Source organism: Tolypothrix sp. VBCCA 56010, from assembly GCF_050875635.1.
In the GTDB taxonomy this organism is placed as follows: domain Bacteria; phylum Cyanobacteriota; class Cyanobacteriia; order Cyanobacteriales; family Nostocaceae; genus Hassallia.
Genome location: NZ_JBPAOH010000164.1, coordinates 1 through 17,176 on the forward strand (window position 1 = coordinate 1; position 17,176 = coordinate 17,176).

20 protein-coding genes are annotated in these 17,176 nt (G+C 42.9%); 9 read left to right on the plus strand and 11 right to left on the minus strand.

Annotated features, from left to right (window positions below):
- The coding region (locus tag AABK37_RS34585) for a hypothetical protein (RefSeq protein WP_432555990.1) at nucleotides 1–323 on the minus strand (323 nt) is incomplete at its 3' end.
- Nucleotides 324–331: 8 nt separating this feature from the next.
- Entirely contained in the window at nucleotides 332–2,761 is a 2,430-nt protein-coding gene (locus tag AABK37_RS34590; protein WP_432555991.1) for a glycoside hydrolase family 31 protein, read from the minus strand.
- A gap of 183 nt (nucleotides 2,762–2,944) precedes the next feature.
- Between AABK37_RS34590 and AABK37_RS34595 the strand changes: the two genes are divergently transcribed.
- Both AABK37_RS34595 and AABK37_RS34600 read left to right on the plus strand, forming a co-directional pair.
- Complete coding sequence (locus tag AABK37_RS34595; protein ID WP_201280404.1) at nucleotides 2,945–3,304, plus strand: DUF1622 domain-containing protein; 360 nt, start codon at nucleotides 2,945–2,947, stop codon at nucleotides 3,302–3,304.
- A complete protein-coding gene (locus AABK37_RS34600; protein WP_432555992.1) occupies nucleotides 3,291–3,635 on the plus strand; it encodes a DUF1622 domain-containing protein in 345 nt (114 codons plus the stop codon). The genes AABK37_RS34595 and AABK37_RS34600 overlap by 14 nt, the downstream gene beginning before the upstream one ends.
- Nucleotide 3,636: 1 nt before the next feature.
- On the opposite strand, the gene AABK37_RS34605 is transcribed toward AABK37_RS34600, so the two are convergent.
- The 4 genes from AABK37_RS34605 to AABK37_RS34620 all read right to left on the minus strand — a co-directional run bounded on the left by AABK37_RS34605 (nucleotide 3,637) and on the right by AABK37_RS34620 (nucleotide 6,096).
- Nucleotides 3,637–3,969 carry a hypothetical protein gene (locus AABK37_RS34605; protein WP_432555993.1) on the minus strand — a complete coding sequence of 111 codons (333 nt, stop codon included), beginning with the start codon at nucleotides 3,967–3,969 and terminating at the stop codon, nucleotides 3,637–3,639.
- Nucleotides 3,959–4,327, minus strand: coding sequence for a hypothetical protein (locus AABK37_RS34610; RefSeq protein WP_432555994.1), 369 nt, complete (start codon nucleotides 4,325–4,327; stop codon nucleotides 3,959–3,961). Before AABK37_RS34610 ends, AABK37_RS34605 begins: the two co-directional genes overlap by 11 nt.
- Before the next feature lie 120 nt (nucleotides 4,328–4,447).
- Complete coding sequence (locus AABK37_RS34615; protein ID WP_432555995.1) at nucleotides 4,448–5,662, minus strand: NRAMP family divalent metal transporter; 1,215 nt, start codon at nucleotides 5,660–5,662, stop codon at nucleotides 4,448–4,450.
- On the minus strand, nucleotides 5,659–6,096 hold the full coding sequence (locus AABK37_RS34620; RefSeq protein WP_432555996.1) for a hypothetical protein: 438 nt from the start codon (nucleotides 6,094–6,096) through the stop codon (nucleotides 5,659–5,661). Before AABK37_RS34620 ends, AABK37_RS34615 begins: the two co-directional genes overlap by 4 nt.
- A 1,008-nt stretch (nucleotides 6,097–7,104) precedes the next feature.
- Here AABK37_RS34620 and AABK37_RS34625 point away from each other — a divergent pair.
- Both AABK37_RS34625 and AABK37_RS34630 read left to right on the plus strand, forming a co-directional pair.
- On the plus strand, nucleotides 7,105–7,926 hold the full coding sequence (locus AABK37_RS34625; protein WP_432555997.1) for a squalene/phytoene synthase family protein: 822 nt from the start codon (nucleotides 7,105–7,107) through the stop codon (nucleotides 7,924–7,926).
- A gap of 296 nt (nucleotides 7,927–8,222) precedes the next feature.
- Nucleotides 8,223–8,363, plus strand: a complete 141-nt coding sequence (locus tag AABK37_RS34630) for a hypothetical protein (RefSeq protein ID WP_432555998.1) — start codon at nucleotides 8,223–8,225, stop codon at nucleotides 8,361–8,363.
- 89 nt (nucleotides 8,364–8,452) lie between these two features.
- Here AABK37_RS34630 and AABK37_RS34635 read toward each other — a convergent pair whose 3' ends face one another.
- Complete coding sequence (locus AABK37_RS34635; RefSeq protein ID WP_432555999.1) at nucleotides 8,453–8,710, minus strand: hypothetical protein; 258 nt, start codon at nucleotides 8,708–8,710, stop codon at nucleotides 8,453–8,455.
- 13 nt (nucleotides 8,711–8,723) lie between these two features.
- On the opposite strand from AABK37_RS34635, the gene AABK37_RS34640 reads away from it, so the two are divergent.
- Nucleotides 8,724–8,984, plus strand: a complete 261-nt coding sequence (locus AABK37_RS34640; protein ID WP_039739621.1) for a hypothetical protein — start codon at nucleotides 8,724–8,726, stop codon at nucleotides 8,982–8,984.
- A 3-nt stretch (nucleotides 8,985–8,987) separates the two neighbouring features.
- On the plus strand, nucleotides 8,988–10,256 hold the full coding sequence (mltA, locus tag AABK37_RS34645; protein ID WP_432556007.1) for a murein transglycosylase A: 1,269 nt from the start codon (nucleotides 8,988–8,990) through the stop codon (nucleotides 10,254–10,256).
- A 126-nt stretch (nucleotides 10,257–10,382) separates the two neighbouring features.
- Here mltA and AABK37_RS34650 read toward each other — a convergent pair whose 3' ends face one another.
- Nucleotides 10,383–11,252 carry a DUF5895 domain-containing protein gene (locus AABK37_RS34650; protein ID WP_432556000.1) on the minus strand — a complete coding sequence of 290 codons (870 nt, stop codon included), beginning with the start codon at nucleotides 11,250–11,252 and terminating at the stop codon, nucleotides 10,383–10,385.
- 531 nt (nucleotides 11,253–11,783) lie between these two features.
- Here AABK37_RS34650 and AABK37_RS34655 point away from each other — a divergent pair.
- Nucleotides 11,784–12,995, plus strand: a complete 1,212-nt coding sequence (locus AABK37_RS34655) for a type I restriction endonuclease (protein ID WP_432556001.1) — start codon at nucleotides 11,784–11,786, stop codon at nucleotides 12,993–12,995.
- A gap of 1 nt (nucleotide 12,996) precedes the next feature.
- On the opposite strand, the gene AABK37_RS34660 is transcribed toward AABK37_RS34655, so the two are convergent.
- Nucleotides 12,997–13,704, minus strand: a complete 708-nt coding sequence (locus tag AABK37_RS34660) for a hypothetical protein (protein ID WP_432556002.1) — start codon at nucleotides 13,702–13,704, stop codon at nucleotides 12,997–12,999.
- 226 nt (nucleotides 13,705–13,930) lie between these two features.
- On the minus strand, nucleotides 13,931–15,007 hold the full coding sequence (acsF, locus tag AABK37_RS34665; protein ID WP_432556003.1) for a magnesium-protoporphyrin IX monomethyl ester (oxidative) cyclase: 1,077 nt from the start codon (nucleotides 15,005–15,007) through the stop codon (nucleotides 13,931–13,933).
- A 459-nt stretch (nucleotides 15,008–15,466) separates the two neighbouring features.
- Between acsF and AABK37_RS34670 the strand changes: the two genes are divergently transcribed.
- Both AABK37_RS34670 and AABK37_RS34675 read left to right on the plus strand, forming a co-directional pair.
- Nucleotides 15,467–15,961 carry a TM2 domain-containing protein gene (locus AABK37_RS34670; RefSeq protein ID WP_432556004.1) on the plus strand — a complete coding sequence of 165 codons (495 nt, stop codon included), beginning with the start codon at nucleotides 15,467–15,469 and terminating at the stop codon, nucleotides 15,959–15,961.
- Nucleotides 15,962–16,050: 89 nt separating this feature from the next.
- Nucleotides 16,051–16,188 (plus strand): hypothetical protein, encoded by a 138-nt coding sequence (locus AABK37_RS34675; RefSeq protein WP_432556005.1) that lies wholly within the window; start codon nucleotides 16,051–16,053, stop codon nucleotides 16,186–16,188.
- On the opposite strand, the gene AABK37_RS34680 is transcribed toward AABK37_RS34675, so the two are convergent.
- Nucleotides 16,189–16,932, minus strand: a complete 744-nt coding sequence (locus AABK37_RS34680) for a DUF2996 domain-containing protein (protein ID WP_432556006.1) — start codon at nucleotides 16,930–16,932, stop codon at nucleotides 16,189–16,191.
- Nucleotides 16,933–17,176: the final 244 nt, after the last annotated feature.

Genomic DNA, 17,176 nt, shown 5'->3' on the forward strand with positions numbered 1-17,176 from the left:
GAACTCGAAGTTTCATGTATTGATGCTGAAGTTTCGTGTTCAGAACTCGAAGTTTCATGTTCTGAACTCGAAGTTTCGTGTTTTGAAGCTGAAGTTTCGTGTTCAGAACTCGAAGTTTCATGTATTGATGCTGAAGTTTCATGTTCAGAACTCGAAGTTTCGTGTTCAGAACTCGAAGTTTCGTGTTTTCCTTCTCGTTTGCTTGCTCTGCCAGTAAATGTAGTTCTTGGAGAACTGCTGCCTCCATTACTAACAGTCGAGGCAGCAGCCCAGTAAATGCGTTCCCATTCCCCATTCCCGATTCCCGATTCCCGATTCCCCATTCCCCATATTAAAATCTCAAACTGCGTGATTCTCCATCGTCTTGAAAACGCTGTTCGCCAACACCAACAACCTCAACAATCACTTCACGCGGAGGTGGTGTCCATTGTCCAACTTTAGCGCCTATTTCCACAATAGTTTGTTCTTCTTGGGTAAACACACGTACTTTCCTTAAGGCAAATTGTTCATTTTTGTACTCAAAAGATTTTCCGTCGTCTTCGTAAAAAGTGTACTCAGAATTACCTTGCCAAACCCGTAGCCGTAAAGAATCGAGCGGATGTTCGTTAACGTATTGCATCACTCTTTGCATGGGAACGATCGCACCGGCACGCACAAAAAGCGGCATTTTTTCCAATGGTGCATCAGCGAGAATGTGGGTTGCACCAGAGTAACGCTCACCACTCCACCAGTCATACCAAGTACCGGCGGGTAAATACACGGCTCGATGGTCAACACCAGGGCGGTAAATTGGTGCAGCCATGATAGAAGAACCGAGCAATACTTGATCGTAGAGAGTATGAGTTTTCGGATCGTCGGGAAAATGATATACTAATGGTCTTAAAATCGGAGCGCCCGTTGTTGCCGCTTCCCAGAAAAGAGTGTAAATGTAAGGAAGTAGCTGGTAACGCAGATTAATGTATTCGCGACAGATTTTTTCTGTGCGATCGCCAAATACCCAAGGCTCATGACGAGCGGTAGACATCGCCGAATGACCGCGCATCAACGGATAAAGCATTCCTACCTGCATCCATCTGGCGAACAATTCCGCTGTAGCATTGCCAGCAAACCCGCCAATATCGCAACCCACAAACGCCACACCCGAAAGTCCCATATTGCAAAGCATCGGCAAAGAAATTTCCAAATGCTCCCACAAAGAGTGATTGTCGCCCATCCACACCGACGACCACCGCTGCACACCAGCATAACCAGAACGAGTCAGCACAAAAGAACGCTCTGCACGATGTCGCTGCAATCCGTTAGCACAAGCTTGCGCCATTGTCAAGCCATATAAATTATGAACTTCCGCGTGATTGGTGAGTGGGGAGTTAGGAGTTAGGAGTGAGGAGTTATGAATTGCTTTATCTCCTTGTCCCCCTTGTCCCCCTTGTCCCCTTGTCCCCTTGTCCCCTTGTCCCCCCTCTTTCCGACCCTGCGGTGCATCTAAGGGAAACCAGATATGTTCACCACCATCACCGAAAGGGCGATCGCCAATTGCCGGTTCATTCATATCATTCCAAATGCCGGCGACGCCGATGTCGGTGAGGCTTTTGTGTAAATCGCCCCACCAGTTACGCACATCAGCACGCAAAAAGTCAGGAAAAACAGCTTTATCGGGCCAAACGTAGCCGTGAAACAACTCTCCGTCGGACTTTCGCACAAAATAGTTGTTTTCTATGCCTTGCTCAAAGACCTCATAGTTAGCTTCTGGTTCATACTTCACACCCGGATCGATAATTGTCACTGTCTGGAAACCAGCTTGCTGTAAGTCGTTTATCAGTTTTGGGGGGTTGGGGAAGCGCTTGGGACTCCAGGTAAACACGCGATAACCGCGCATATAGTCAATATCGAGGTGGATGACATCGCAGGGAATGCGGCGTCTGCGAAATTCTTGTGCAAGTTCGCGCACCACAGTTTCTGACTCGTAACTCCAGCGACATTGATGATAGCCTAGCGCCCATTTTGGCGGTAATGGCATTCTCCCAGTTAGCTGAGTATAGGTGCGAATAATTTCCGCTGGTTCTGAACCATAAATAATGTAATAATCCAACTCACCACCGCGAGTTTCCATCTTCCAGATACCTGGTTGTTCCGCGCCGATATCGAATTGACTCCAAAAAGTGGTATTAAAGAAGATGCCGTAACTTATCTCTGGACGCAAAGCGATAAAAAACGGAATTGCCTGATACATTTCATCAGTAAGGGCATCGTAATCTAAAGCAGCGGCTGTCCAGTTAGTTTTTACCTCGCTGAGTTTGTCAAGAAAACCCGTGCGTTCGCCAAATCCGTAGAAATGTTCATCTGCGGCGATTTGTTTCCAGGCTGCAACTGCACCCATGCGCCAACCCATGCCCATGTCTGCATCTTGGGCAAAGGGACGATTAGCTTTATCAAAGCAGGTAATACGACAGTTTTGCCGCTGAATGGAAACACGTACTTGTTCGGTTTCAATTTCTACTGTTGCGTCAGTTTCTCGCACTTCAAAAGGTACTTTTGCCCATTCTGTATCATCCAACGTTACCGCCCATTCTCGACGCGGCATAAATTCGCCACTTGGGGCAAGTCGCACGCGAATTAAATTTGCGGCTATTATGCTAATTGCAAGGCGTGAGTCACCACACTCAAAATTAATAGTGCGTGAAATTTGGTTTACAGCTTGCACAGCACCAATAGTTGTCCAAGGTTCATTTGTTGTGGGTAATTTTCCGAAATATTGCGGCATATTATTTATTAGGCAGTTTAAAATCTGTCCGCATTTATAATTACAGAGATTGTTTACATGAAAATCATTCTTCCGCTAGAAGTTCGGTAAAACATTAACAAATATTTTTTATGTATGACAAAATAAACGGTTTCTTTAGACTTTGAGCGAGCGCATTTTTCAATTATTACCAGGGAAAATACATTGATACTAGATTTAATTAAGCAATTCACACTTTTTTTGGCTGTGGGAGTTGAAGCCAGCGCCGCTTTTGTAATCGGATTTGCGGCGATTGAAGCAACACTAAAAGCATTTAAGCTTTTCTTCTTCCGTCGCAATGTACCAGAAGAAGCAAAGGAAGAATTACGGCTGCGTCTTGGTAGATGGTTAGCGGTAGCGCTGGAATTTGAATTAGCTGCGGATATTCTCCGGACAGCGGTTGCACCAACATGGGATGAAATTGGCAAGCTAGCAGCAATAGTTGTGTTGCGAACTGTTTTAAACTTCTTTTTGCAAAAAGAAATCGAAAAATCTGCTGAAAATAAAAGCAATGTCCGTAAGTAATATTTTACATTTTGATTTTTTAATTTTGCTGATTGAGCTAATTGGCTCATTCCTGCTGATTAGATATGTTATTGCGGCAATAATCGTGCTAATTGGTGGTTATCGCCACCTGGAACACGCCCAATACCTGATAGCTGAAGGTGCTTTAATGGCACTTAATTTTAAGCTAGCTGCAAGTTTGTTAAAAACAATTGAACTAAAAAGTTGGCAGCAAATATTTACTTTTAGCATCATTTTTTTGCTGAGAACTTTGCTAAAAAGGCTTTTTACTTGGGAAACGAAGCAAATTCACACAAAACAGCTTTTTACTAAAGGATGGCAGCAAGATTGACTTATTGTGCGTCCTGCTGTTGAGATAATGACTTTAATTTATCTAAACTACAACGCAAACGCGGTTTATTCGGGTCACTCAAATCTAGCTTATCCCAAGGTATTGTATAACCGCCGTGGATTTTACGCGCTCCAAGTAGATGTAAAATTCCTAACCCAACTGTCCAAGCGGATAGTCTTTCTAATACCGCAGCATAGCCAATGAGATATTCCTGAACAATCCATTCTTCACCTTGCTTAAAAGCGCGTACTTCTTCAATGCGTCCGATCGCTTTACCTGTTGAGTCTAATACTGCTTTACCCAGCAGCAGTTCTAAATGAATTTCATTCGCCATGATTCGCGCCTGGAATGCGTGTGATAATGCGATCGCTTAACCATTTTTCATAACCTAATACAGGTGTTTCTTGTGCCTCAACATCGACTTCAACATCAATACCAACATCCCGCACCTTTGACCAAGGTATGCGAAATGGTTCGCTTTGTTTAGCACCCCATGTTCGTGCGATCGCTGCTACCCAATCTGCCAAGCGCGGATTTATTCGTTTGGCGAGGGTTGTTACTCCCACTTCAATATAAGCTAGTCTTGGCGGTTCGCCGTCGCGCAATTCCATAATAATACCATCAACTTTACCCATGTTGCGCTGATTGCGGTCAACTAGTTGGTTGTCGAGTACGTCTCTAATTATGTCCATTTTTGAGTATTTCCTATTAACGAACCGCATTGGCGCTAGCCTCTCCCTGCGGGAGAAGACGCAAAGAACGCGAAGAAAGAGAGTAGAATAGAGGTATAAATATAAAATCCAAAATACTGCTCACCCTCCAAGAATTTCTAGAGGAATAGCTACGAGTGCTAGCACAAATGCCAGCACTATTGTAAATATAATAACGCTATTACTAATCCAGCCGTTGCGATATTTGCCAACATATAATTTATCGTTCATTAATACCAGGAATGGTATAATTACTGGTGGCAAAATTACTGCTGTAATCGCCATTGAAAACAAAGTTAATTGTAAGGGGTCAACACCAAATACCATTAATAATGAGGCGAGGAAGACAAACACCGTGTAAACAAAAGTAAAGCGTGCAGCCTCTTTTGGTTTGAGATTTTCGCCCCAATTCCAACCAAAAGCTTGAGCGACAATATACGCGGTGTCGAGAGTTACTTCTAGTGCTGCACCGAAGCAAGCAATTCCTAGTGATGCGGCAAATAAAATAAAGCCCCAGTAACCAAGAGGTTCAGTTAACATCAACGCCGCTTGTTCGTAGCTATCAACTTGGATACCTTTCGGTTTAAGTACGACCGCTGCTACTATCAGCAACCCTAATGATACGATACTACCAAAGCTCATTCCTAAACCGGCAACGGCGCGATTTATACCAATATGACTTTCATCCCATTTATCTTCGACTGCGCCAGATGAGTAAAAGTAAAATAAATAGGGGCTAATTAATGCACCCAAAATGCTAACTACCAGAAATAAGTAATGTGCGGTATCTTCTTTTGGTAATGTAGGCAATAAGCCAGTACCAATTTGGGTTAGGGATGGATGCAGCTTGAAAGTAGCGAAGACAAATACTAATGTAATTAATCCCAGCACGGAAACGCCATTTTCAATAATGCCAAAGTTACCAAACCAAATTAGTGACCAAATTGCAAAGGCAACGGGTAAAGCAAACCACTGAAAGCTGATACCTGTTAATAATTGTAGGGCAATACAAACGCCACCAATTTCTGCTGCTAAGACCAAAAAATCAACGACAATTTCGGCAAATAGGGGAATAACATAAAAGTTAAAACCGAAACGTTCCCGGACTGCTGCGGCTAATGTATGTTTGCTAACTGCTGCTAACCGTCCGGACATTTCTACGAGGAAAATTACACAAATCGTGCCGAGAACAATCACCCAAATTAGTTGAAATCCGTATGTAGATCCAGCTTCGGCAGCGGTGGCGATCGCTCCCACATCAAGAAAGCCACCTATACTAGTAACAATGCCCAAAGCGATTTCCAGAATTTTTTTCATGGCTGAGATAGTTTTTGTAATTCAGAGCGATCGCTTTCTAATTTCGCCAGTTGTATTTTCACCGCCGATTTATTTTTTTCACCAATTGCTTTTGACATTTTTTCTGATATCATTTCTTCTCTTTTACTATGCTTTAATATTTTTGATTTATATTGCTCTTGGGCGGCTGTATCTAACTGCATTTTTGCTATTTTGTCAGCTGATTTTTGCAATTCTGACTCAGCTTTTATTAATGTTTGCTTGGCGTAGGTTGTCGGCACGGCATCGCGTATCCATGCATTACCAATCATCTGTCCGGTTGCTGCCCAAGAAGACACTTTTTGTGACTCTTCTTTCAATTCCTTCGTTGATGCTTTGCTACTACAAGCTACAGTAAACAATGTCAGTAATAACAAACCATTTTTGATAAATATACTTTTTTTAATTTCTGACATTTTCTGTGTTTTACAGCCCTATATAATATATTTTTCATATTATTTTGAGGCTGTATATATTTCTTGCGAAATATTTATATTGTATGATATAAAACTTAATATATGCTAAAGAGGGTGCAAAAATAATAGCCGATAGTTGGGGAATGCGTTCACAAAGCAGGCAGCGTGTCGCGCTTCTCAAAGTCTCCAAGAGTTGCCGGGAGATTAAGCTTTCATAGCTTGTGGTAAAATATCGAACACTAACCGAGGGGATAAATTTGGCTGGCTGTTTTTCGAGCGCGATATTCAACCGAAACAATAAAAGAGCCACTACGAATAGATGGTACAGGCAACCTGAGAGTGGACTCACCATTTTTTTGTCGCTCCTCTTGGTCACCAGTCTCCAGTCCCGGCTTCGGGAACTACTTTTTCTGAATCATCGTCAACTCAGAGAACGTATTTAATTTTACTAATGTCGCTGCTCAATCAGCAATCGAACAGCCATCGCGATTATGGGGTTGGGGGCAATAATCTATTTTCCTCCATCGGCGGGTACGGTGTAGCGGTAAGATGTGTCCGCTTAACTACCTTGCGGCAAGCGTCCTCAAAGTTTGTATTCCAAAGCTGTTATTTAAAGGTTTTTCCTGATTTTTCTCTATATATACACCAATTCTGGCTTGTTCGTCAGAAGAACGCAGATATAATTTGCTTTCATCCCTCTGATTTGGCTGTTCAGTTTGAGAAAATTTTGCAGGTAATTAATTGGATATGAGCAATATTGTTTATATTTACAATGACCCTTTATAACATCTAGATCAAACCACAAAGCAGACGTTTTTGCAACCAAAGCCCTATATACTAGACTTTAATCAAATTTGGATTTTTGTAAATTGAGATACTAAAAATGATAAGTTTTTCGATGAGATACTAGCGTATCTACGGTTTTTCAGGTTGAGTAAAAACTATATCCAACGTAATCAAAAAACCTCAAAATTTATGTGGTGTGAAAATCAACAGAGGAGTGAAAAAATGGATTTACGTAATTACGCATTGCAAATCCTCAAAGAGACTAGTCGAACTTTTTACATCCCAATTAGTATTTTACCACCAGGATTGCAAGAAGCAGTTTCATCTGCATACTTGTGTATGCGTGCGATTGATGAAATTGAAGATCATCCAGAACTAGATAATGCCACTAAAGCGAGATTATTGCAAACAATTAGTTTGACATTACAAGCAGGTGTTGATGGCTTCGCGGTTGATGCTTTCTCTGTGGGATTTGGCAGCTACGAACATTCTTTAGCAGAAGTAAGCCTGCGGATACGAGAATGGGCACTACTAGCACCTGAGAGTATCGCACCTCGAATTTGGGATGCGACTGCGGCGATGGCGGATCGCATGGCATACTGGGCAGTAAAAAATTGGAAAATTCATACAGAGTTTGATTTGGATCGTTATACCTTTGGAGTTGCAGGTGCAGTGGGCTTGTTACTCTCAGATATATGGGCATGGTATGATGGTACTGATACAAACCGTACCCATGCGATCGCTTTTGGTCGCGGCTTACAAGCGGTTAACATCCTCCGCAACCATAATGAAGATTTAACCCGTGGGGTGAACTTCTTTCCAGATGGTTGGAATGCAGATGATATCCAAGCTTACGCTCAACGCAATCTAATTTTAGCAGATGCTTATACTAAAGCCCTTCCTGCTGGTCCTGCATTAGATTTTTGTCAAATTGCACTAACATTGGCTCATGGCACTCTTAACGCTCTTGCTAATGGCAAAGATAAACTTAGCCGCAGTGATGTTTTAGCACTAATTGAGCAGGTGACAAATCTGAGCAAGTGATATCTGAATAAGGTAAAAGTTAAAAGGTAAAAGTGTAAGAAAAGAAATTTTTTAGCTTTTACCTTTTATTTTATCTTCTCTCTCAACGGCGTAGATTTTCATTCAATGCAGCTTGCGTGCCCATATATTCAAATAGCTGAGGGTGGGGAAAACGATCGTTGTTGCTGACTTTGCAGCGAATACTCAGATTGCAGCATACTATTTAAGCGTTGTTCGTTCATTTTTTTGCTTTTCACGCATCGACATCACTGTAGAACAGTCACGTAACGTGAGGTGCAAGTCTAAATTTTTTAGATATGTTTAGTTGTCATAATCGATCGCGTACCTCTTTTCATAAAAGCGCCAAATTAGATAAAATAACTCAAGCGATCGCCCAAGATGCCGAACAACTTGCTGGGAACTGTTTCTGGTTAAACAAGCGTCATAGCCGAAAGTAAAAGTTATGTAGAGACGTTCCACCCGAACGTCTGTACGGGGAGTTATGAGTTATGTAGAGACGTTCGGTTCAAAACGTCTGTACGGGGAGTTATGAGTTATGATTTATAAGTTTTTCTTCCCCCACTCCCCCCTCCCCCACTTCCCCACGCCAGTCGCTACAACGGAGGGAACCTCCCTTCGGGTTCGCCACTTCGACGGGAACGCCAGTCCGCTCAACGCGCTTAACCCGCGCACGCGGCTGGCTCCGGAAACCGACACCGCCGAGTGGACTCACCGCAACGCGCTGGCTCCCCTCCTCTTCCCATTTCGGCGTTAAGTAGTTGAAAATGGGTTGGATGTGTTTCAAATGATTCAACTTTATGCCTAGAACACCGAGCGAATTTGCAGTACACCTGATGATGGATGGTGGACACCGGGAAGAAATACGCTTTCCGACAATTCAAGATTTTCAGAAGTGGTACAGTGGCGAACTTATGCCAAAGGCTGCTTCTAATGACTTTATCAGCGTACCGATCAAAAATATTTCCGGTCAGGGAGAGTATATGGTAGTACGTCCCTCTCGGATTTTAGCAATCCGGGTAGAACCAGTTTTTAGTTCTAGTGTTGAAAGATTCAACTAAATGATGAGAAAAACCCTTGCTTTGCTTTCCTTAAGTTTGGGAGTTGCTTTTATTATCCCGCTCTGGTCAGCTGTTGCTCAAATTCCTAGTTTACCACCGCTGCCGTTACCAAACAATCCTCAAGCCCCGCCAGTGGTAATACCAGTACCAAGAAGAATTCCATCGGCACATTCCGTGCTAAAACCGATGGAATTAGGAGCAGATTGTGCTTCCCAATCCGCTTGCTTGGGTTGGGATGAGCAAATTTGGAGTCGAGGAGATAAACCAGGCGATCGCGACGCACTCTTAGCATCGATTGACAACAGTCTGAGTTATCTGCAAAAAGATAAGGCGATCGCCGTGTATCAGAATTATCCAATTAAGGAAATTACCCGCGATCGCGTGTATCGCAGTTTAGTGCGTTTCCGCCAATTAGTTGTCAGCTCGAATTCTCCGGCACAACTGCAAGCTGCTGTCCGTCGGGAGTTTGTCTTTTACAAATCAATAGGTAATGACGGCAAGGGTACTGTTAAATTTACTGCATACTACGAGCCTGCTTTTATTGCAAGCCGGGTTCGCACAAATGTATATAAATATCCCCTTTATCGACTACCGCCAGACTTTGAGAAATGGAGTAAACCGCATCCGAAACGGATACAGCTAGAAGGAAAAGATGGTTTGCTTGGAGATAAAAGTCGGTTGCGCGGTTTGGAATTATTGTGGTTCCGCGATCGCTGGGATGCATACATGGTGCAAATCCAAGGTTCCGCTCAGATTCAGTTAACCAACGGAACTGCAACCAGTATCGGCTATGCAGGTGGTACAGATTACCCTTGGACAAGTATCGGGCGAGAATTAGCAAAAGACGGCAAAGTAACTTTGAAACAACTGACCCTCCCACGGATGACTGAGTATTTTCGGCAACATCCGCAAGAGTTAAATAATTATCTACCGCGTTGGCAAAGGTTTGTTTTCTTCAAAGAAACCGGCGGTGAACCAGCTAGCGGCAGTATTAATGTACCGGTGACAGCAGAGCGTTCTATTGCTACAGACAAGTCTCTCATGCCTCCTGGCGCATTAGCGCTAGTTAATACCTCATTTCCCTATCCCACCGCGTCAGGACGGCTGGATTATCGTACAGTCAGCCGCTTTGTGCTAGATCAGGATACAGGAAGCGCCATCAAAGGACCCGGACGGGTAGATTACTTCATGGGAACCGGACAATTAGCAGGCGATCGCGCTGGGGTTACAGGTGGTAACGGATCGCTTTATTATTTGCTACTTAAAGAATAGGGCATTGGGCATTGGGCATTGGGCATGGGGCATGGGGCATGGGTAATGGTAAAAAACGCATTCCCAATTCTCAATTCCTAGTTCCCAATGCCCATTGCCCAGTCCCCAGTTTACAATCCCTAATCCCTAATAAGGCGGATAACCAAAATCATCTTCATCCGCATAAACATAAGAACTAGAAACCCCTGCCATTTCCATCTTCGGTGCTTCTGGTTTTACAGGTTCCTTACCAAACTCTTTGTATTCTTCAAAGTTTTTGGAAATAATCGCCGATTCCGGAGAGTCGGAAGCAATCAGATATTGTGTTAACGTCGCCGCCGTTGGACGTTTATAATCGACTGTTGAAGCTACCATAACAGTATTTGGTTCAATGCCTCTTTCTTCACACTCAATTATTGGGCAAAAAATACCGTGAGCGTGGAATAGCGGACCTTTTGATGTTATGGGTTGCTTGCGATATGCAGCATAAGCTTTTTCTAGTTCGGCGGCGAAACCACCGACGATTTTGCCTTGTTGATAGTCGCAATAACTTTTACTAAAACTCGCTCCGGCGGCACCATTTAAAGTTAATTGCAGTGGTGATTCATGTAAAAACTTTTTGTTTTCTCCTACCAAAAAAATTAGGTAGCGAGTAAAGGTTTTAAATTTAAGTTTGTCTGCTAAAAAAGCGTCATAATTTTCTTTGAGTGTACCCAGTTTTAAACCACTTTCTCTATCTTTTACAGATAATGGACCCCTACGCACTATAACTATGTGTGGAGTGGTGGAGATAAATACAGACTCGACTCCAGAACTAAATTCATGTTCTACCTGCTGCCAATTTTCATCAGCTTGAAAACCAACAGCATGGGCATTATCTAACTTAATTGCTAACCCGTGGGGTTGCATCCCATCTGTGCCATAGCGAGGATTAATCATCTGACACCACGGGATGACTTGAGAAGGGGGTGCGTTAAACTTCTCGTCCTCAAAGTCGAATTTTGCAGATGCTTTCATCGTTTTTGGCTATCAAAGTGTTTTTCTAAATCAGTTTATCAGTGCAGGCAAGAGATAAGGCGTTAATCCTAAACGCGATTTTACCAGATTAAGATAAAATCATTCGATATTGCAATCCGTAATACTAAGTATTTAGACTCACGCCGCCGCAGACACTCCATTACGGATGATGATTGAGGATGGTTCAATCACTGTAGTCTGTTTACTTGAAAATTGCTGTAATATTGTGCATTTGCGATCGCCTCAAGCTACATGTCTATTGGTTGTCGTTGATTCATTAATAGTAGTATGCCATTGAAGTTTAGCTAAAAATGCCTTTGCTGCCAAATCGACTATTTTAATGATTAGGTGTTATGGGTTGGTAGTTTTTTGGGAATACTCTTAAAAGAGTGACAAAGAGGAAGATAGCGCTAACGCATTCTACGATTACATTACTGGTCATGAAAAACTGCACTTATATTCATCACCCTACAATCACTCACACGTAGCCAAAAATGTATTAATACTTACTTTTTTTCCGGAGGGAGCAAGATGGGATTCACTGAAGATATTGCCAAGCTGTCCGAACAAGTACGTAAGCGATCTGACCAAGTTGTTGGCGAAGAATCTACTAAGATGGCTTTGATTGTTCCTTTTTTAAGCGCTCTTGGCTACGATGTTTATGACCCAAGCGAAGTAATGCCTGAATACGTGGCAGATTTTGCTATTAAAAAAGCAGGACAGTTTGAAAAGGTAGATTATGCTTTAGCTATTAACGGTACTATAGTTATGCTTGTAGAGGCAAAAGCCCGTGGTCAAAAGGCTGAAGCACATGATGGGCAAATTAGCCGCTATTTTAATGGACTTCTGACAACAAAAATAGCTATCGTCACTAATGGTATTGATTACCGTTTTTTTACTGACTTGCGTGACCGAAATGTCATGGATAAGGAGCCATTTTTTATATTTAACATTCTTGAATATGAACTAAAAGATATTGATAATCTCAAATTCTTTCACCGTGATAACTTTGATGCGGCAGCTATTACCAACCATGCTGAAGAGATGGTTTATGTAAAAGGTATGACTCAGCTTTTAGGTAATCTTTTACGTTCTCCTTCTGAAGAATTTGTTCGCTTTTTGGTAGCTGAACTTGGCACGGTTGCCCCAAGCTATGAAATTCAAGGTCGAATTACTGGTAAGGTGATTGAGAAATTCAAGCCTATTGTCAAAAAGTCGATTCAGGGAAGTTTAGTAGAGTTAATGACTCGCTCACTCAGCCAAGAAATAGTTCAGCCAGTCGAGGTTGAAGTAGAACAAGAGATTGAGGAAGAGGAAAAACAGCAAGAATCTCAAGAATCAAAAATAATCACAACGGCTGAAGAAATCGAAGTCTTTGAAAAAATTAAAGCGATTACACAAACATCAAAAAACTATAATTTTGAAGTTAAGTATAAAGATACTGCTTCCTACTTTGGCATAAATCTTGGCAAAACAACTTGGTGGTTTTTGCGACTGTATTTATCTTCACAGAAAAAAAGTTTTATTACTCGCCTAAACGTAGATGAAGTAAAGTCCCTAGCGCCAGAATTTGAAGTACAGGAAGTCACAGCTTCCATAGGGGATGCAGCATCAAAAGTTATCATTGCTTCTGTGAGTGATATCGATAAGCTTGCATCATTGATTCTTAGGTGCTACGAAGCAGAAGCGACTAAGCACCAAACATTCATACCAGGTGCAATCAGAATGGAAAAATCAGCTTAACTCAGGGCATCCATTCTAAAACGACACCAACCCGACTATCTTTTTGAAGTCGGGAATTTTGCTTTTGAATATCTGTAGACAAACGCAAATTGGAAGTAACAGCATATCCTAGCGAAAGCTGTGTTAAACCAACTTCTTCATCGCTACCGGGAGAAACCCAACTTTGAGTTAAAGAAATATCCGCCGCACCACCGCGAGACAAAACCAACAGCAGCTTCGCACCCAAATTCACTCCATCGGTTGTATAGCGGTTTGTTTGCAAATGTCGATAACCAACGACGGGAGCGATATTGACATAGCTACCCAAAGGACGCAAATAATAATGCAAGTCCGCACCATAAGCCTGACGCTTACCATTAAACGCCGCTTGATATTCGCCACTCACAGTTAAGCCGGTGCGTCCAATAAAAATATCTTCTATACCAACAATTACCCCAAATGCTTGTCCTGTAGAAGGAAATTTTGGAGAACCCAGTCGCAAGCGAGTGCGAAAACTAGGATCGTTTTTAATTTCTTGCAAAATATTCGGTACATCACGCCGCCAACGTTGCAAAACTGGGCTATTTTGAATAATTTCTGGACTTAAATCTAAATCCTCGGCGGTTGAATTTGGTGTCATATCTGGCTGAGATTGGCACCAACCAGGGTTAGCTGCCAAAAATAAGCAAATATTTACTAAAAAGCTGAAGGTTGAGAACTTTTGTTTCATTGTTTACTCCCTTCCCGCTACAAAATTACCTATCTTCTTTTTCTTCTTCCTTCGTGTCCTTCGTGCCTTCGCGGTTCGTTAAATAGGTATTCTTCGAGCGGGAAGGGAGTAATGTAGTAAGCGCTTTCTTAACCGCGAAAGCGCTGAAGCGCTTACTACGATTTCTCATAAAAAAATGGTTCTGTTGAGTACAGAACCACTAAAGCTTTCGCAAATCTGTTATAACCTACCGAACTGCGCCATGAGAAGCAGCTGTGTCAATCGGTTTCATCAAGTACAGCCGTACAAATTGCCAGCCATTGGAGACGTATAGCGGTAGCTTCTGGAAGAATTGCAGGAATTTGGGAGTGCTGGAGTTAGCGATCGCACTCAATTTCTGGTTATTCTTCAGACAAACATCTAACCGCTGATAAAACTCTGGTTTCTCGACATCCAGCATTATCGGGAAGACTCTACCTGCGTTTTCGTTCGTCTTCTCAATCACTTGAATGTCGTATTCTCGCGCATCCAAACCAATCGAGGCGTAAAAGTCTTTGCGCTGGATATCATTAAGATACATTGTGCCAAACACTGATAATAGAAAGAAGCGACACCACAGCCGCGCTTTCCAATCATTCAACATTTGCGGCTGCGATCGCATGATCGCATCGAAGAAATCTCCGTGGCGGTTTTCATCCTGACACCAGTTTTCAAACCAGCGGAAAATCGGGTAAACCCTATCTTCTGGATGTGCGTCTAAGTGGCGGAAAATCGTGATATATCGCCAATAACCAATCTTTTCTGAAAGATAAGTAGCGTAGAAGATAAATTTCGGTTTAAAGAAGGTGTATTTACGGCTCTTGGTTAAAAAGCCCAAATCCAGCGACATGTTAAAGTCTGACAGCGCTTTGTTTAAAAAGCCAGCATGACGCGCTTCATCCCGTGACATCAGGTTGAAACACTCTGCCAAAACAGGGCTTTTGTCCTTTAAACGGCGTCCGAGTTCTTTGTACAGCAAAAATCCGGAAAACTCCGCCGTACAAGAACGTTCGAGAAATTCAACGAACAAGCGGCGAGTGTCCCCGTCAATATGATCCCAGGATTGTTCAAACTCCGCATCCCGAACAAAGTGATGGCGGTTGTAATCAGCGCGAAACTCGTCGAGAATCGCTCTCAACTCGTCTTCGTTGACTGAGATATCCATCTGCGCCATTTCATCAAAGTCAGTGGTATAAAACCTGGGTGTCAGCAGGGTTTCTTTTGCCGGGACTTTAATCCCTGGACGCATTTCGTCAAAGCCTGGTTTTTTTAGGGAGTCTACCATGTCTTGATTGTGTGAAGTGTCTTTTTCTTTTGAGCGACTGAGAAAGCGTTGGGTAATGCTCTCACAAGGCGCAATACAGGGCAATAATTTATTTGATAAACATCAGTCTACCAAGGCGAGGGGTAGTGAAAGCTACTATCTACGTTAAGAGTTGCAACAAATTGGGCATGGGGCATGGGTAATGGGGAAAAAGGTAATTAGTAATAGGTAATTGAGAATTTAGACTTGACAAGAGGTTAAAAGTGTGGTTAGTTTCCTTAAATAATTCCTTGGGCGGAGATTAAGACTTGCGACAGAATATGTATTTTTTCGGAATTGGCGATCGCTAATCGGTAATTATTCCTTAGATCATCTACTAAGCCCCAAAATCACCTTATCGGGTGAATCGATAGCAGGAAGTATAGTAGCACGCGCCCAACGTAAATAGAACTAGAGCGAATCCAAGAGATTAAAATTAAGATGAACGTGGAAAGCAATAATAAAAAAGACCGTATTTTTATTTCTTATATCTTGAATGCAGCCTGGTTTGTCGGTTTCAGTGGACTGCACCGTATATATAATGGCAAGATCGGAACGGGTTTGCTGTGGTTTTGTACCTTTGGTATGTTTGGTGTTGGACAGTTTGTAGATTTGTTCCTCATTTCTGATATGGTCGAAGAATACGATCAAAAACTGAGGTTAAAAGCAGGTTTGTCTCCCTTGGGTGTACCGTTAAATCAAGCTGCTGTTGCTTCCCAAGTTTATCAACCCAGTGGCAATCAACTGATGGTTAAACTGTTGGAAGCCGCAGAAAGTCGCGGTGGTACGCTAACTGTAACGCAAGGCGTGAAAGCAACTGGAGCCAGCTTTACAGAGGTGGAAGCTGTACTTAAGGATATGCTGAAATCAGGTTATGTCAAAATAGATAACGACCCCATTAGCGGAGCCGTCACCTATCATTTTCACGAAATTTAAGAATTTTGTTGGTGGTTAGTGGATACTTGATAGTGGGGATTTGAAGAGGGGAAAAGGGAAAAGGGGAAAGGGGAAAGAGGAAAAGCCCAATGCCCAATGCCCAATGCCCAATGCCCAATGCCCAATGCCCAATGCCCAATGCCCATTGCCCAATGCCCATTGCCCAATGCCCATTGCCCAACAAGCATCAACTATCAACTATCAACCAACAACCAACAACCCCTTAACTAATTCCTACCTAACCACTTTTGACCATTCAAGCGTTGCACGAGACCATATACCATTAAGTCAAGTGTCATTTTGCGCTCATCGATTAAGAATGACTCAAGAGTGCTAGGTTTTTTGCCTTCGTTGCAAGAAAATCCTTTTTTCCCTTGAATATCTTCATCTAAGAAATATAGGTTAAACTGGCGCAGACCGTTTTGCAATTTGCCCATGACTTGCCAGCATTCTTCAGATGTATCAAAGCCAACAATGGAAAGCTTCTGCTTGGCAAAACTCAATTGTACATCTTGCCCACCTTGTTGGGCGATCGCTTTTTGTAAAGCTGGCAAATAGTATTGCTCTACAAACTCTACAAAAGGCTTATCTTCAAGAGCTGGGGGTTTCTCTTTTTTAGCCGCTTTTGCCGCTGCGGGTTTGTCTTCTGCTCCTTCTTTAGCCGCTTTCGCTGCTGCGGGTTTGCCTTCTGCTCCTTCTTTAGCCGCTTTCGCTGCTGCGGGTTTGCCTTCTGCTTTTTCCTTAGCTGCCGGCTTTTCTCCCTTGGGTGCAGCAGGCTTTTTAGCTTTAGCCGCGTTTGGGTTTACTTCTGGATTTGCGGCTTCGGGATCTGGTGCATTAGCCGTGGGGATATCTGTTGCTTCTGAGGAGTCGGTGCTGGGAGCATGTTCTTCAGCAACATCGGGAGCCTGTTGTTCAACAGTGCTGGGAGCCACCTCTCCCGCTTGATTGTGATTGGTTTCTTCTGCCATTGCTCAGGTCAATCCTTTATCTAGCTAATAGAGCGATCGGATAGCTCACCTTAAGGTATCAGGTATTTTCATTTTGACATAGCAGAGGTTGCCTGATAAATAACAATACCTTGCCCTAAGGCACACGCTATGCGATCGCCAAAATCCAACATTAAGAGCGCTGGGTACGGCGTTGGGGGGGGGAAGGGGAGGGGGGGGGGAGAGGGGGTGGGAATAAAACAAACCGTACCATACCACCAAAAGC

Coding starts and splice junctions, on each gene's coding strand:
- AABK37_RS34620 (WP_432555996.1), bottom strand. CDS start 6,096: ATGTCAGAAATTAAAAAAAGTATATTTATCAAAAATGGTTTGTTATTA.
- AABK37_RS34660 (WP_432556002.1), bottom strand. CDS start 13,704: ATGAAACAAAAGTTCTCAACCTTCAGCTTTTTAGTAAATATTTGCTTA.
- AABK37_RS34615 (WP_432555995.1), bottom strand. CDS start 5,662: ATGAAAAAAATTCTGGAAATCGCTTTGGGCATTGTTACTAGTATAGGT.
- mltA (WP_432556007.1), top strand. CDS start 8,988: ATGAGAAAAACCCTTGCTTTGCTTTCCTTAAGTTTGGGAGTTGCTTTT.
- AABK37_RS34655 (WP_432556001.1), top strand. CDS start 11,784: ATGGGATTCACTGAAGATATTGCCAAGCTGTCCGAACAAGTACGTAAG.
- AABK37_RS34650 (WP_432556000.1), bottom strand. CDS start 11,252: ATGAAAGCATCTGCAAAATTCGACTTTGAGGACGAGAAGTTTAACGCA.
- AABK37_RS34605 (WP_432555993.1), bottom strand. CDS start 3,969: ATGGCGAATGAAATTCATTTAGAACTGCTGCTGGGTAAAGCAGTATTA.
- AABK37_RS34610 (WP_432555994.1), bottom strand. CDS start 4,327: ATGGACATAATTAGAGACGTACTCGACAACCAACTAGTTGACCGCAAT.
- AABK37_RS34630 (WP_432555998.1), top strand. CDS start 8,223: ATGTTTAGTTGTCATAATCGATCGCGTACCTCTTTTCATAAAAGCGCC.
- AABK37_RS34680 (WP_432556006.1), bottom strand. CDS start 16,932: ATGGCAGAAGAAACCAATCACAATCAAGCGGGAGAGGTGGCTCCCAGC.
- AABK37_RS34590 (WP_432555991.1), bottom strand. CDS start 2,761: ATGCCGCAATATTTCGGAAAATTACCCACAACAAATGAACCTTGGACA.
- AABK37_RS34600 (WP_432555992.1), top strand. CDS start 3,291: ATGTCCGTAAGTAATATTTTACATTTTGATTTTTTAATTTTGCTGATT.
- acsF (WP_432556003.1), bottom strand. CDS start 15,007: ATGGTAGACTCCCTAAAAAAACCAGGCTTTGACGAAATGCGTCCAGGG.
- AABK37_RS34625 (WP_432555997.1), top strand. CDS start 7,105: ATGGATTTACGTAATTACGCATTGCAAATCCTCAAAGAGACTAGTCGA.
- AABK37_RS34675 (WP_432556005.1), top strand. CDS start 16,051: ATGCCCAATGCCCAATGCCCAATGCCCAATGCCCAATGCCCAATGCCC.
- AABK37_RS34670 (WP_432556004.1), top strand. CDS start 15,467: ATGAACGTGGAAAGCAATAATAAAAAAGACCGTATTTTTATTTCTTAT.
- AABK37_RS34640 (WP_039739621.1), top strand. CDS start 8,724: ATGCCTAGAACACCGAGCGAATTTGCAGTACACCTGATGATGGATGGT.